The sequence below is a fragment of the Rhizobacter koreensis genome (genome assembly GCF_013366375.1).
Classification (GTDB): domain Bacteria; phylum Pseudomonadota; class Gammaproteobacteria; order Burkholderiales; family Burkholderiaceae_C; genus Schlegelella_A; species Schlegelella_A koreensis.
The window spans coordinates 194,846-207,113 of sequence record NZ_JABWMJ010000001.1 but is presented as its reverse complement, the minus strand read 5'-3'; the positions used below and the strand labels follow the sequence as shown (position 1 = coordinate 207,113).

At 71.1% G+C, this 12,268-nt stretch carries 12 protein-coding genes; 5 read left to right on the top strand and 7 right to left on the bottom strand.

The window, feature by feature from the left end:
- Positions 1 to 76 precede the first annotated feature (76 nt).
- Positions 77 to 883, top strand: coding sequence for a helix-turn-helix domain-containing protein (locus HQN59_RS00905; protein WP_176065169.1), 807 nt, complete (start codon positions 77 to 79; stop codon positions 881 to 883).
- Positions 884 to 953: 70 nt separating this feature from the next.
- On the opposite strand, the gene HQN59_RS00900 is transcribed toward HQN59_RS00905, so the two are convergent.
- Both HQN59_RS00900 and HQN59_RS00895 read right to left on the bottom strand, forming a co-directional pair.
- Positions 954 to 1,799, bottom strand: coding sequence for a 23S rRNA (adenine(2030)-N(6))-methyltransferase RlmJ (locus HQN59_RS00900; protein WP_176065167.1), 846 nt, complete (start codon positions 1,797 to 1,799; stop codon positions 954 to 956).
- A 2-nt stretch (positions 1,800 to 1,801) separates the two neighbouring features.
- Complete coding sequence (locus tag HQN59_RS00895; protein WP_176065165.1) at positions 1,802 to 2,362, bottom strand: MOSC domain-containing protein; 561 nt, start codon at positions 2,360 to 2,362, stop codon at positions 1,802 to 1,804.
- Between the two features lie 300 nt (positions 2,363 to 2,662).
- On the opposite strand from HQN59_RS00895, the gene HQN59_RS00890 reads away from it, so the two are divergent.
- From HQN59_RS00890 to HQN59_RS00880, 3 genes are all read left to right on the top strand, one after another.
- A complete protein-coding gene (locus tag HQN59_RS00890; RefSeq protein ID WP_176065163.1) occupies positions 2,663 to 4,561 on the top strand; it encodes a phosphoenolpyruvate carboxykinase (GTP) in 1,899 nt (632 codons plus the stop codon).
- Positions 4,562 to 4,729: 168 nt separating this feature from the next.
- Entirely contained in the window at positions 4,730 to 5,527 is a 798-nt protein-coding gene (locus HQN59_RS00885; protein ID WP_176065161.1) for a UPF0149 family protein, read from the top strand.
- Positions 5,528 to 5,543: 16 nt separating this feature from the next.
- Complete coding sequence (locus HQN59_RS00880; RefSeq protein WP_176065159.1) at positions 5,544 to 6,311, top strand: metallophosphoesterase; 768 nt, start codon at positions 5,544 to 5,546, stop codon at positions 6,309 to 6,311.
- A 41-nt stretch (positions 6,312 to 6,352) separates the two neighbouring features.
- Here HQN59_RS00880 and HQN59_RS00875 read toward each other — a convergent pair whose 3' ends face one another.
- Positions 6,353 to 6,559 carry a hypothetical protein gene (locus HQN59_RS00875; RefSeq protein ID WP_176065157.1) on the bottom strand — a complete coding sequence of 69 codons (207 nt, stop codon included), beginning with the start codon at positions 6,557 to 6,559 and terminating at the stop codon, positions 6,353 to 6,355.
- A 229-nt stretch (positions 6,560 to 6,788) separates the two neighbouring features.
- On the opposite strand from HQN59_RS00875, the gene HQN59_RS00870 reads away from it, so the two are divergent.
- Positions 6,789 to 8,117 carry an Hsp70 family protein gene (locus HQN59_RS00870; protein ID WP_176065155.1) on the top strand — a complete coding sequence of 443 codons (1,329 nt, stop codon included), beginning with the start codon at positions 6,789 to 6,791 and terminating at the stop codon, positions 8,115 to 8,117.
- Between the two features lie 61 nt (positions 8,118 to 8,178).
- Here the strand turns inward: HQN59_RS00870 and HQN59_RS00865 are convergent, their stop codons facing one another.
- The 4 genes from HQN59_RS00865 to lplT are packed head-to-tail and all read right to left on the bottom strand — an operon-like array spanning position 8,179 to position 12,175.
- On the bottom strand, positions 8,179 to 9,390 hold the full coding sequence (locus HQN59_RS00865) for an amino acid aminotransferase (protein ID WP_176065153.1): 1,212 nt from the start codon (positions 9,388 to 9,390) through the stop codon (positions 8,179 to 8,181).
- A 13-nt stretch (positions 9,391 to 9,403) separates the two neighbouring features.
- Positions 9,404 to 9,901, bottom strand: a complete 498-nt coding sequence (locus HQN59_RS00860) for a glutathione peroxidase (protein WP_176065151.1) — start codon at positions 9,899 to 9,901, stop codon at positions 9,404 to 9,406.
- A 40-nt stretch (positions 9,902 to 9,941) separates the two neighbouring features.
- Entirely contained in the window at positions 9,942 to 10,901 is a 960-nt protein-coding gene (locus HQN59_RS00855) for an EamA family transporter (RefSeq protein WP_217703795.1), read from the bottom strand.
- Positions 10,898 to 12,175, bottom strand: coding sequence for a lysophospholipid transporter LplT (gene lplT, locus HQN59_RS00850; RefSeq protein ID WP_176065149.1), 1,278 nt, complete (start codon positions 12,173 to 12,175; stop codon positions 10,898 to 10,900). The genes HQN59_RS00855 and lplT overlap by 4 nt, the downstream gene beginning before the upstream one ends.
- Positions 12,176 to 12,268: the final 93 nt, after the last annotated feature.

Here is a 12,268-nt window from a genome sequence, read left to right as displayed (position 1 = left end):
CGCGCGTCGCGGCTACCGGCACGGCCGGTATCGCGCGGCGATACCGCTTTGCGATACTCGGCCGCCGTCGCCGCCCATGAGCACCACCCAAGACCTCGTCACGGCCCTCAAGGCCGAGCTGCGCTCGGCCGACGTCACCTACGCCGAGCTCGCGCGCAGCCTCGGCCTGTCGGAGTCGAGCATCAAGCGGATCTTCGCGAAGGGCGACATGCCGCTGTCGCGCATCGACGAGGTGCTGCGGGTGCTCCACATGGACTTCGCCGAGCTGGCTCGCAAGGTGGTCGATGCGCAGCCCGCGCGCCGCGAGCTGAGCGCCGAGCAGGAGGCTGCGGTCGTCGCCGATCGCAAGCTGCTGCTGATGGCGATCTGCTGCCTGAGCCAGTGGACCTTCGAGCAGATCACGGACGCCTACGCGATCGGCGACGCCGAGTGCGTGAAGTACCTGGTCCAGCTCGACCGGCTCGGCATCATCGAGCTGCGGCCGCTCAACCGCTACCGGCTAAAGGTCGCGAAAGGTTTCCGCTGGCGGCCGCACGGCCCGGTGATGGCGTACTTCCGACGCCACGTCGTCGACGACTACTACAGCGGCGGCTTCGACGGCGACGGCGAGCTGCTGATGCTCGTGCACGGCGACATCGGCAAGAGCCTGGCCGCGACCTTCGTCGAGCGGCTGCAGCGTATCGGTCAGGACTTCGCGCAGCAGCACCTCGCCGACCAGAAGCTGCCCGCCGAGCAGCGCCGCGCCTACACGCTGGTGGTCGGCATGCGCTCGTGGCTGTTCGCCGCGTTCCGCGACCTGAAGCGCATCGACGATGCCGCCCCGGGGGCGACCGCCGGTGCGTCGGCCGGCGCGGTGCGAACCGTGCGCGTCGCGAAGCGCTGAACGGGTCGCGTGCGGCGGCGGCGACCGCCGCGACGGCACGACCGGCATCGCCGTGGCGCCTGGCCACAAGTCAGTCGGCGCGCTGCTCGAGCAGGTAGTTCGCGCCGTCGAACTGTCCGAGCACGTCGGCGAGGTACGGCAGCACCTCGAGCAACTGGGCGTGCAGGGTGTACGGCGGGTTGATCACGAAGACGCCGCTGCCGGCGAGCCCGAAGCCCTGCGCGTCGGGGCGCTGCACCGTGAGGCGCGCATGCAGCCAGCTCGTCTGGCTGGCGAGCGCCTCGAGGCGCTTGGGCAGCTGCGCCGATTCGAGCTTGGTGACCTGCGGATACCAGAGCAGGTAGGTGCCGTCGGCGAAGCGGGCGAGGCCCTCGCGCAGCGCGGCGATCGCGCGCGGGTAGTCGCCGGTGCCCTCGTAGCTCGGGTCCATCAGCACCACCGCGCGCCGCGTCGACGGCGGCAGCTGCGCCCTGAGCGCGTCGAAGCCGTCGCTGTCGTGGATCTCGGTACCCCTTCGTCCGGCCATCGCCGACGCGAGGATGCGGTGATCGGTCGGGTGCAGCTCGTAGAGCCGCAGCTGGTCGACGGGACGCAGCAGCAGCTGCGCGATCGCCGGCGAGCCGGGGTACTGCGCCAGCTTGCCGTCGGGATTGAAGACGCGCACCTGCTCGACGTAGTCGGCCACCAGCGGCGGCAGGTCCTTGCGCGACCAGAGCCGGCCGATGCCTTCCTCGTACTCGCCCTTCTTCTGCGCGTAGCGCCCTTCGAGCGAATAGCCGCCCGCGCCGGCATGCGTGTCGACCACGCGGTACGGCTTGGGCTTGAGGTTCATGTGGCGCAGCACCGCCGTGAAGACGGTGTGCTTGAGCACGTCGGCGTGGTTGCCGGCGTGGAAGCCGTGACGATAGGCGAGCATCGTCAGGTCGCCGCGGCGCGTTCCATGCGCTCGCGGAAGAGCTCGAGGATGCCGACGTCGCGCGGGCCGGGTTCCAGCTCGAAGCGTTGCCCGGGGCCGATCGAACCCGGCACGCGCACCGAGAGGAAGAAGCCGCACCAGCCGCTCGACGCCATCAGCTTGGCGGCGTGCGGGAACCCGAGCGCCTCGTTGAGCCCGGGCGACGGCATCCCGGGTTCGCTGACGGCGAGCGCGCAATCGGGAAAGCGCAGCACGTCGCCGATCCAGACCTGACTCTCGACCAGGCCCGCGAGGGTGAGGTTCTCGCCGAGGGCTCCCCACGGCAGCGTCGCGCCCCAATCGGCGACCAGCGCCTGGGCACGCACGGTCTGCCAGAACCCGTAATGCTCGCTCGGGTACGCGTAGAGCGCGCGACGCAGGCCGTACGCCGCCGCGTCGGCGCGCTCTTCGCCGTCGAGGCCGTAGAGGGTAAGGCCTTGCGCGCCATCGACCGCCGTCCTCGCGACGCCGGTGCGCGGCACGTCACTGCGCGCCGTGTTGAGGCTGACGAGCGTGCGCGTCATCGGCCGGGTGGGTGCGTGGGCATCGCCGGATTATCCGGGCGAAGCACGGCCCTGCCGCGAGCGGCACGAGCCGACGAGCGGTCACATGGGGTCATACCCAATATGCATAACGCGCCGAAACGGGGCTAATCGGTGCCCGGTAAACTCCCGCGACCCGTCATGGGGCGGCTCGACGCGCTCGATCAGCCGTCGTCGCCCTTCGGATCCACAGCGCCCTCCGCCACCCGCGCGACGCTGGGCCGACCGCGCGGGCCGTCTCTCGCCCCCTCCCTGACCGCGATTCGCGCCGACTGGATTCCCATGAACCGTCCCCTGCTCGAAGGGCTTACCTTGAACATTCCCGCGAACGTTCGCCACCGCAGACTGATCGACTGGGTCGCCCAGATGGCGGCGCTCACCGAGGCGCGTGACGTCTACTGGTGCGACGGCAGCGAGGCCGAGTACGACCGCCTGTGCGCGCAGCTCGTCGCTGCCGGCACCTTCAAGAAGCTCAATCCGGAGCTCCGCCCGAACAGCTACCTCGCGTGCTCGAGCCCGAGCGACGTCGCCCGCGTCGAGGACCGCACCTTCATCTGCACCGAGCGTCAGGAAGACGCCGGCCCGACCAACAACTGGACCGACCCGGCCAAGATGCGCGCGCTGCTGCAGCACGGCCTGCCGGACGGCACGCCCGGGCTGTTCCAGGGCTGCATGCGCGGCCGCACGATGTACGTCGTGCCGTTCTCGATGGGCCCGCTCGGCTCGGACATCGCGCACATCGGCGTCGAGCTCAGCGACAGCCCGTACGTCGCGGTCAACATGAGGCTGATGACGCGCATGGGCCGCGGCGTGCTCGACGTGCTCGGCACCGACGGCCACTTCGTGCCGTGCATGCACACGGTCGGCATGCCGCTCGAGCCGGGTCAGGCCGACGTCGCCTGGCCGTGCAACGACATCAAGTACATCGTCCACTACCCCGAGACGCAGGAAATCTGGAGCTACGGCTCGGGTTACGGCGGCAACGCGCTGCTCGGGAAGAAGTGCTTCGCGCTGCGCATCGCGTCGTACATGGGTCGCGCCGCGGCGACCGGCGGGGAGCCGGGCTGGCTCGCCGAGCACATGCTGATCCTCGGCGTGACCTCGCCCGAGGGCAGGAAGTACCACGTCGCGGCCGCGTTCCCGAGCGCGTGCGGCAAGACCAACTTTGCGATGCTGATCCCGCCGGAGTCGCTGTCGGGCTGGAAGGTCACGACGGTCGGCGACGACATCGCCTGGGTCAAGCCGAAGGCCGACGGGCGCCTCTACGCGATCAACCCCGAGGGCGGCTACTTCGGCGTCGCCCCGGGCACCAACGACAAGACCAACCACAACTGCATGGCGAGCCTCAAGCGCGACGCCATCTTCACGAACGTCGCGCTGACCGACGACGGCGACGTGTGGTGGGAGGGCATGACCGACACCCCGCCGGCGCACCTGATCGACTGGCAAGGCAAGGACTGGACGCCCGAGATCGCCAAGGCCACCGGCGCCAAGGCCGCGCACCCGAACGCGCGCTTTACGGTCGCCGCGACCAACAACCCGGTGCTCGACCCGCAGTGGGACTCGCCGGCCGGCGTGCCGATCGACGCGTTCATCTTCGGCGGCCGCCGCTCGAACACGGTGCCGCTGGTCACCGAGTCGCGCAACTGGACCGAAGGCGTCTACATGGCCGCCACGATGGGCTCGGAGACCACCGCCGCCGCCGCCGGCGCGCAGGGCGTCGTGCGCCGCGACCCGTTCGCCATGCTGCCGTTCATCGGCTACAACATGAGCGACTACTTCCAGCATTGGCTCGACCTCGGCCTGCACCTCGAGATGCACGGTGCCAAGCTGCCGAAGATCTTCTGCGTGAACTGGTTCCGCAAGGGCGACGACGGCAAGTTCATCTGGCCGGGCTACGGCGAGAACATGCGCGTGCTCGAGTGGATGATCGGTCGCATCGAGGGCACGGCCGAAGGCACGCTCAACGCCTTCGGCACCACGCCGCGTTATGAAGACCTCGACTGGGCCGGGCTCGACCTGAACCGCGAGCAGTTCGATCGCCTGACGAACGTCGATGCCCGGGAATGGCGCGCCGAGCTGCACCTGCACTCGGAGCTGTTCCACCAGCTCGCGTACCACCTGCCGGCCGAGATGCTCAAGACCAAGGAGCTGATCGAGGGCCGTCTCGAGGCGCAGTAAAAGGCGTCGCGCCGGTGGCCTTCGGGCCACGGCGCTGCCCCGCGGCCGCGCGGCGAGTTCTCGCCGGCGCGGCCTTTCTTCTTCCCGCGCCCGCTCGCCCACCGCCACGTGTGGATGCGCAAGCGCATGATGGCGCCGCGTTCGCCGCTCGCGCCTTCTGCTCAAGCCATGCCGACCTCCCGAACCCCCAGCGCGGCCACCGCGCGTGACCTCAGCGACGCCGAGTTCGAGGAGCTCGACCGCCTGCTCGAGATGACGCCCGAGCCGCTCGAGCCGCTCGACGCGGTGATGCTCGACGGCTATTTGTGCGGCGTGCTCGTGCAGCCGGTGCTGATCGACAGCGACGACTGGCTGCCGGGCGTGTTCGACTTCGACGGTCGCCCGCTGCCGGAGCCCGGCGCCGGGCCGGTGACGCGCGGCGGCAGCCGCGCCTGGCTCGAGCGCGTACGCGGCCTCGTCGAGCGCCGCCACGCCGCGCTGAACCGCGAGCTCGCCGAGAACGGCTGGTTCGACCCGCTGATCCTCGAGCTCGACGAAGCGAGCGCGGCGTCGGAGTCCGACGCGGCCAAGCGCGAGCAGCTCGGCATCGACGCCGTTTCGGAGCCGCTGCTGCCGTGGGTCGCGGGATTCCAGCACGCCGCCATCACCTTCCCGGCGCTCGCCGAGATGGCGGACGACTCCGTGCAGCTCGCGCTCGCCCGGCTCTATCGACACCTGCCGGCAGAGACCGACGACGAGCGCGCCGTGGTCGAGACCCTGCGCAAGGAAAGCCCGCTCGACTCTCTCGATGCCGCGATCGAGGAGCTCGTCGCGAGCGTCGCCGACCTCTACGACCTGACCACCGACCAGCGCTACAAGGTCGAGACCGTCAAGCGCGAGGCACCCAAGGTCGGCCGCAACGACCCGTGCTGGTGCGGCAGCGGCAAGAAGTTCAAGCTCTGCCACGGCGGCAGCGCGGGCGCCTGATCGACCCGCTCGCGCGATGCGGCTGCAGCTGATCTCGGACCTGCACCTCGAGACCGAGCGCTACGACCCGGAACCGGCACCCGGCGCCGAGCTGCTCGTCGTCGCCGGCGACGTCGACAGCGGCTGGGGCGGCCTCGAGCGCTTCCGCGGTTGGCCGCAGCCGGTGCTGTTCGTCGCCGGCAACCACGAGTTCGACGGGCGCGACCTCGCGACCGCGTGGCCGGCGCTGCGCGAGCGCTGCGCGGCACTCGGGATCACCGTGCTCGAGTGCGAGAGCGTCATCCGCAGCGGCGTCGACGGGCGCCGCATCCGCTTCGTCGGCACCACGCGCTGGTCCGACTTCGACGCACTCGGCACCGCCGGCCGAAGCCGCGCGATGCGCGCCGCCGGCTACTTCCTGCGCCTCATGGGCGCATCACGCAACGGCGCCCCGCTCGATGCCGAGCGCATGCGCGACGAGGCGCTGGCGTGCCGCGCGTGGCTCGCGTCGGAACTCGCGCGGCGCGGCGACTGGGACGCGACGGTCGTCGTGACCCACTTCGCGCCGTCGCTGCGCAGCGCCGATCCGCGCTACGGCGTGCAGAGCGGCACCGCGAGCTTCTGCAACGCCGACGACGATCTGCTCGCGCACGCCAATCTCTGGCTGCACGGCCACCTGCACTGCGCGCACGACTACCAGGTGCCGCACGCCGGCGGCGCGACGCGGGTGGTCTGCAACTCGCGCGGCCACGCGCACAAGGGCGAGGCCGAAGGGTTCAGGCCGCAGCTGCTGATCGAGGTCTGACCACCGACGCGGCGTGCGGGCCACGCGGCACTGCCCGAGGTTCAGAGCCGCGAGCGTCCCTCGAGGCGGCGTTGCAGCGCCGACTGCAGCGGTGCGGGTTCGGCGACGTCGAGCGGCGTCTCGTCGATGGTGGTGATCGCGTCGAGACCGAACGCGGTGCCCATGTCGCCGAAGTCGGTCGCACCGAGCGGCTTGGCGCGGCGCGGGCGGATGCCGACGAGGCGGGCGATGGCGGGGAGCAGTCTCATGCGGAGCCTTGCGGCCGATGGAACATCGGTCGCGGCAGTGTGCATCGCGGCGGCCCGGCGTGCGCGCGTTGTCAACCTCGACGCGCGCTGCACTTCACGCCTGTGCGTTCCGCGCAACAACCGCTGACGCCTCCGAGCGACGCCTGGGCGCCTTCGCGACCGTTCGTCGCCACCCCCCGCTGCGTAGAATCGCGCCGCTTCGCGGCCACGGCCGTGCAGCGGACCCGCGATGTACTGCGCGATCGACTTCGGCACGTCGAACTCGGCGATCGCCATTCCGGACCCCGCTTCTCCCGGCGCCATGCGCCTGGTGGAGCTCGAGCCGGGCCAGACCACCATTCCGACCGCCGTCTTCTACGGCACCGAGGGTGCCGGCGCCCCCCAGGTCGCGTTCGGCCGCGCCGCGCTCGCCGCCTACGTCGAAGGCAGCGAAGGCCGCCTGATGCGCTCGATGAAGAGCATCCTCGGCAGCGACCTGGTCGAGCGAACCACCGAGATCGGCGGCGGGCGCGGCGTGCGCTACCTCGACGTCATCGCCGGCTACCTGCGCCACCTGCGCACGCGGGCGGAAGCGGCGGCCGGCGCGCGCATCGCGCAGGCGGTGCTGGGGCGCCCGGTGTTCTTCGTCGACGACGACGCGGCGCGCGACGCCGCCGCCGAGCGCGCGTTGCGCGAGGCGGCGGCACTCGCCGGCTTCCGGCACGTCGAGTTTCAGTTCGAGCCGATCGCCGCCGCCCTCGATCACGAGCGGGGCACCGAACGCGACGAGTGCGTGCTGGTCGCCGACATCGGCGGCGGCACGTCCGACTTCGCGTTGGTGCGCGTCGGCCCGAGCCGCCGCGACGCGCTCGACCGCCGTCGCGACATCCTGGCGAGCCACGGCGTGCACGTCGCCGGCACCGACTTCGACCGGAGGGTCGAGCTCGGCGCGATCCTGCCGCTGCTCGGCTATCGCGCGTACGGCCCCGCGACCGCGTCGGCGCCCGCGCGCGAGGTGCCGAGCGCGGTGTACTTCGACCTCGCCACCTGGCACCTCATCAACACCGTCTACGCGCCGCAGCGCGTCGCCGAGCTGCGCGCCATGCGCCCGTTCTACGCCGACCCGGCGCAGCACCGGCGCCTGATGACCGTGGTCGACGAGCGCCTCGGGCACGACCTCGCCGCGCGCGCGGAGGCCGCCAAGATCGCGGTCTCGGAGCATGGCGGTGCGCACATCGACCTCGGACTCGTCGAGCGCCGACTGGCGGCGGACGTCGACCAAGCCGCCGCGCTCGGCTGGCTGGAAGGCGACCTCGCGCGGATCGTCGACGCCGCGCGACAGACCGTCGCCGACGCCGGGCTGGCGCCGGGCGACGTCGACACCGTGTACCTCACCGGCGGGTCGACCGGCCTCGGCGTGCTCGCCGAACGCATCGGCGCCGCCTTCCCTGCGGCACGCACGCGGCGGGGCGAGCGCTTCGCGAGCGTGGCGAGCGGGCTCGCCCTGCACGCCGAACGCCGCTTCGGGACGCCGGCAGTCCGGGCGTCGGACCGCCTGCACCCGGGTAGCCGGCGCTGACGCCCCGAAGCTCCTCGACGACGAGGCGAGACGGCGACGGCGGCGCAGGGCCCGAGCCGCGTCAGCGCATCACCGCCGCGAGCGCGTTCGCCGCCGCTTCGACGTTCGACGTGTTGAGGCCCGCCACGCAGATGCGCCCCGAACGCACCATGTAGAGGCCGTGTTCCTCGCGCAGGCGATCGACCTGCGCGGCACCGAGGCCCGTGTAGCTGAACATGCCGCGCTGGGTCAGGAAGTAGTCGAGATCGCGGCCCGGCAGCTGCGCGCTCAGCACGCGATGCAGCGCCTGCCGCATCGCGCGGATGCGCTCGCGCATGCCGCCGAGCTCGTCTTCCCAGCGCGCGCGCAGCTCGGGCTCGTCGAGGATGACGGCGACGATCTGGCCGCCGTGGATCGGCGGGCTCGAGTAGATGCGGCGCACCGCGAACTTGAGCTGGCCGAGCACGCGGTCGGCCTCGGCCGCGTCGGCGCAGGCGACGCTGAGCGCGCCGCAGCGTTCGCCGTAGAGGCTCATGCTCTTGGAGAACGAGTTGGCGACGAAGAACGCGACCGGCTTGCCGTCGGGCCGGCGCGCGCCGGCGAGCGCACGCACCGCGTAGGCGTCTTCCTCGATGCCGTCGCCGAAGCCCTGGTAGGCGAGGTCGAGATAGGGCAGCAGGTCGCGCTCGGCGATGAGCGGAATCAGGCGGTCCCACTGCTCGCGCGTGAGGTCGACGCCGGTGGGGTTGTGGCAGCAGGCGTGCAGCAGCACCACGCTCCGCGGCGGCAGCTCGCGCACGGTGTCGAGCATGGCGTCGAAGCGCACCCCGCCGGTCGCCGGGTCGTAGTACGGGTAGGTGTTCACGTTGAGGCCGGCGCCCTCGAACATCGAGCGATGGTTGTCCCACGTGGGGTCGCTCACCCAGACTGCGCTCCCGGGCAGCCAGCGCGCGATGAAGTCCGCACCGACCTTGAGGCCGCCGCTCGAGCCGATCGACTGGATCGTCGCGATGCGTCCGCTCGTCACCGCCGGATGCTCGGCGCCGAACAGCAGGCGCTGCACCGCGCGGCGCATGTTGGCCGCGCCTTCCATCGGCAGGTACGGCTTGGGCGTGTCGCGGCTCGCGACCGCGTGCTCGGCGCGGCGTACCGACTCGAGCACCGGGATGCGGCCGGCATCGTCAAAGTAGATACCGATGCTGAGGTTGATCTTGTTCGGGCGCGGATCCTTCTGGAAGTCGTCGTTCAGGCTGAGGATGGGATCGCCGGCGTAGGTCTCGACGGATTCGAACATGGGGTGGGGTCCTTCAGGCCGCGAGCGCGGCTTCGATGTCGGCGGCGATCGACGCCGGCGCGTCGTTGGGCGCGTAGCGCCGGATCACGCGGCCGTCCTTGCCGACCAGGAACTTGGTGAAGTTCCACTTGATGGCCTTGGTGCCGAGAATTCCCGGCGCCTCGGCGGTGAGCCACTTCCAGAGCGGGTGGGCGCTCGCGCCGTTCACGTCGACCTTGGCCATCATCGGGAACGAGACGCCGTAGTTGAGCTGGCAGAAGCTCGCGATCTCGGCGTTGCTGCCGGGGTCCTGCGCCCCGAACTGGTTGCTCGGAAAGCCGACGACGACGAGGCCGCGCTCGCGGTAGTCGTTCCAGAGCTTCTCGAGGCCCGCGAACTGCGGCGTGAAGCCGCACGCGCTCGCGGTGTTGACGATCAGCAGCACCTTGCCGCGATGCTCGGCGAGCGGGTGCGGCCGGCCGTCGATCGACAGCGCCTCGAAGGCGTAGACGTTCTCTGCGGAAGCGGCCATGGCGGGTCTCGTGGAAGCGAGGCGATGGTAGAGGATCGTCTCAGCCCGCTTGAGCCTCCTGGGCCGGGCTGGTTGCCGCGAGCAGCGCGGCGAGCACGATCAGCGCGCCGCCGGCGCCGAGCTGCAGGCTCCACGCCGAGGCGCCGAGCAGCGCCGACGAGATCGACGCGAACAGCACCTCGGTGAGCATCACGACGGCGGTCAGGTACGCCGGCAGGCGCGCCGCGCCGTACTGCAGCGCCAGGTTGCTGGCGAGAAAGCCGACCGTGAGCGCGAGCACCATCGCGGCCGCGTCGGCGCCGACCGCGTGCAAGCGCACGGACGGGTCGTCGATCGCAAGGAGCCCGGCGAGCAGCCCGGGCACCAGCGCCGCGCCGGCGAACATCGCGAGCGCGCGCGCCTCGGCAGGCTGCGCCGCCTCGCGCCGCAGCATCACGTTGTTGAGCGCGAAGGTGAAGCCGCCGAGCACGCCGAGCCAGTCGCCGAGCGAGCGCGGCCACGGCAGCGCGAATCCGGCGCCGGTCTGCTCGGGCCACAGCACGATCGCCGCACCGGCCAGCGCGAGCGCGACGCGCAGCGCGGCCGCGGCGTCGAGGCGCTCGTGCAGCACCAGCCGGGCGAGCAGGACGCTCCAGACCGGCATCAGATAAAAGAGCAGGACGACGCGGACGACGTCGCCGATGACGACGCCCCAGTTGAACGCCGCGTTGGTGGTGCCGGCGGCGAGCAGCAGCAGCCAGAGCGCGCGCGAGCCGAGAAGCCGGCCGAGTGCGGCGGGGCGCCAGGCCGCGATGACGGCCGACGCGAGCACGAACACGATCGCGGTGGTCCAGAGCGGGTGCACGCCGTGCGCTTCGAGAAAGCGCAGCGGCCACCACGAGGTGCCCCACACGAACGCGTTGAAGAGCAGCGCGAGCACCGGGCCGGCGCGTTGCACCGGCGCAGGCGCGAACGGAGCGGCCGGCGCGCGTGGCGCCGCGACGTCGCGATCGGCGCTCAATGCTTGTCGAGGCGCGCGATCGACAGCAGGTGCATCACCTCGTCGCGATGGCGCACGCAGTTGTTCGCGTGCCAGCGGCGGATCAGCCACATCGTGCCGCCCACCAGCAGGCCGAACACCGCGATCGCGGTGAACGTCGAGACGTTGAAGCGCGTCATGCCGGTATAGAACGCGCCGAGGCCCAGGATGCAGGCCTGCTCGTTGAAGTTCTGCACGGCGATCGAGCGGCCGGCGCCCATCAGGTTGGCGCCGCGGTGCTGCAGCAGCGCGTTCATCGGCACCACCAGGTAGCCGCCGATCGCGCCGAGCAGCACCAGGAACGGCGCCGCGATCCAGACATTGGTGATCAGGTTGAGGCCGATCACCAGCACGCCCATCAGGATGCCGAGCGGGATCACGCCGGTGGCCTGATCGAGCCGCATGCGCATCGACGCGATCACGGCGCCGGCGGCGGTGCCGACCGCGACCACGCCGACCAGCGACGACGCCTGCGTGGTCGTGTATTCCAGCGCCGCGGCAGCCCAGGCGAAGACGATGACGCGCAGGTTGCCCGAGACGCCCCAGAACAGCGTCGTGGTCGCCAGCGAGATCTGGCCGAGCTTGTCGTTCCAGAGCCGCGCGTTGCAGCTCGAGAAGTCGCGGATCAGGCCGCTCACCGAATGCGACAGCGGCTGCAGCGGCGCCTCGGTGCGCGGAATGCGCAGGTTGAAGATCGCCGCGATCACGTACAGCACGACGATCACCGCGACCGCCGCCTCGGGCGCCGAGCCGATCGAGGTGTCCATCATCGGCATGTCGATCGCGAGCAGCCGCTGTGACACCGCCGGCCCGAGCAGCTGCCCGCCGAGCAGCACGCCGAGGATGATCGACAGGATCGTGAGACCCTCGATCCAGCCGTTCGCTTTCACGAGCTGCGAGTTCGGCAGCAGCTCGGTGAGGATGCCGTACTTGGCCGGCGAATACGCCGCCGCGCCGAGCCCGACGATCGCGTACGCGAACAGCGGGTTCGCGCCGAACAGCATCAGGAGGCACCCGATCACCTTGATGGTGTTCGAGATCAGCATGACCCGGCCCTTGGGCACCGCGTCGGCGAACGCGCCGACGAACGGCGCGAGGATCACGTAGAACAACGCGAACAGCGGCGTCAGCGCGGGAATGTGCCAGTCCGGAGCGCCGGACGTCCGCAGCAGTTCGATGGCACCGACCAGCAACGCGTTATCAGCCAGCGAGCTGAAGAACTGCGCCGACATGATGGTGAAGAAACCTTTTTTCATTCGCGCTGCGGCACCGACGGGCCTCGCGTGTCGGTGACGCGCCCCTCGTGCGGCGGCGGTTATAGCACGCGGTTTTTCGATATCCGACCGTCC

Excerpts from the sequence above, each read along its gene's own strand:
- HQN59_RS00905 (WP_176065169.1), top strand. The coding sequence starts at position 77 with ATGAGCACCACCCAAGACCTCGTCACGGCCCTCAAGGCCGAGCTGCGC.
- HQN59_RS00900 (WP_176065167.1), bottom strand. The coding sequence starts at position 1,799 with ATGCTCGCCTATCGTCACGGCTTCCACGCCGGCAACCACGCCGACGTG.
- HQN59_RS00895 (WP_176065165.1), bottom strand. The coding sequence starts at position 2,362 with ATGACGCGCACGCTCGTCAGCCTCAACACGGCGCGCAGTGACGTGCCG.
- HQN59_RS00890 (WP_176065163.1), top strand. The coding sequence starts at position 2,663 with ATGAACCGTCCCCTGCTCGAAGGGCTTACCTTGAACATTCCCGCGAAC.
- HQN59_RS00885 (WP_176065161.1), top strand. The coding sequence starts at position 4,730 with ATGCCGACCTCCCGAACCCCCAGCGCGGCCACCGCGCGTGACCTCAGC.
- HQN59_RS00880 (WP_176065159.1), top strand. The coding sequence starts at position 5,544 with ATGCGGCTGCAGCTGATCTCGGACCTGCACCTCGAGACCGAGCGCTAC.
- HQN59_RS00875 (WP_176065157.1), bottom strand. The coding sequence starts at position 6,559 with ATGAGACTGCTCCCCGCCATCGCCCGCCTCGTCGGCATCCGCCCGCGC.
- HQN59_RS00870 (WP_176065155.1), top strand. The coding sequence starts at position 6,789 with ATGTACTGCGCGATCGACTTCGGCACGTCGAACTCGGCGATCGCCATT.
- HQN59_RS00865 (WP_176065153.1), bottom strand. The coding sequence starts at position 9,390 with ATGTTCGAATCCGTCGAGACCTACGCCGGCGATCCCATCCTCAGCCTG.
- HQN59_RS00860 (WP_176065151.1), bottom strand. The coding sequence starts at position 9,901 with ATGGCCGCTTCCGCAGAGAACGTCTACGCCTTCGAGGCGCTGTCGATC.
- lplT (WP_176065149.1), bottom strand. The coding sequence starts at position 12,175 with ATGAAAAAAGGTTTCTTCACCATCATGTCGGCGCAGTTCTTCAGCTCG.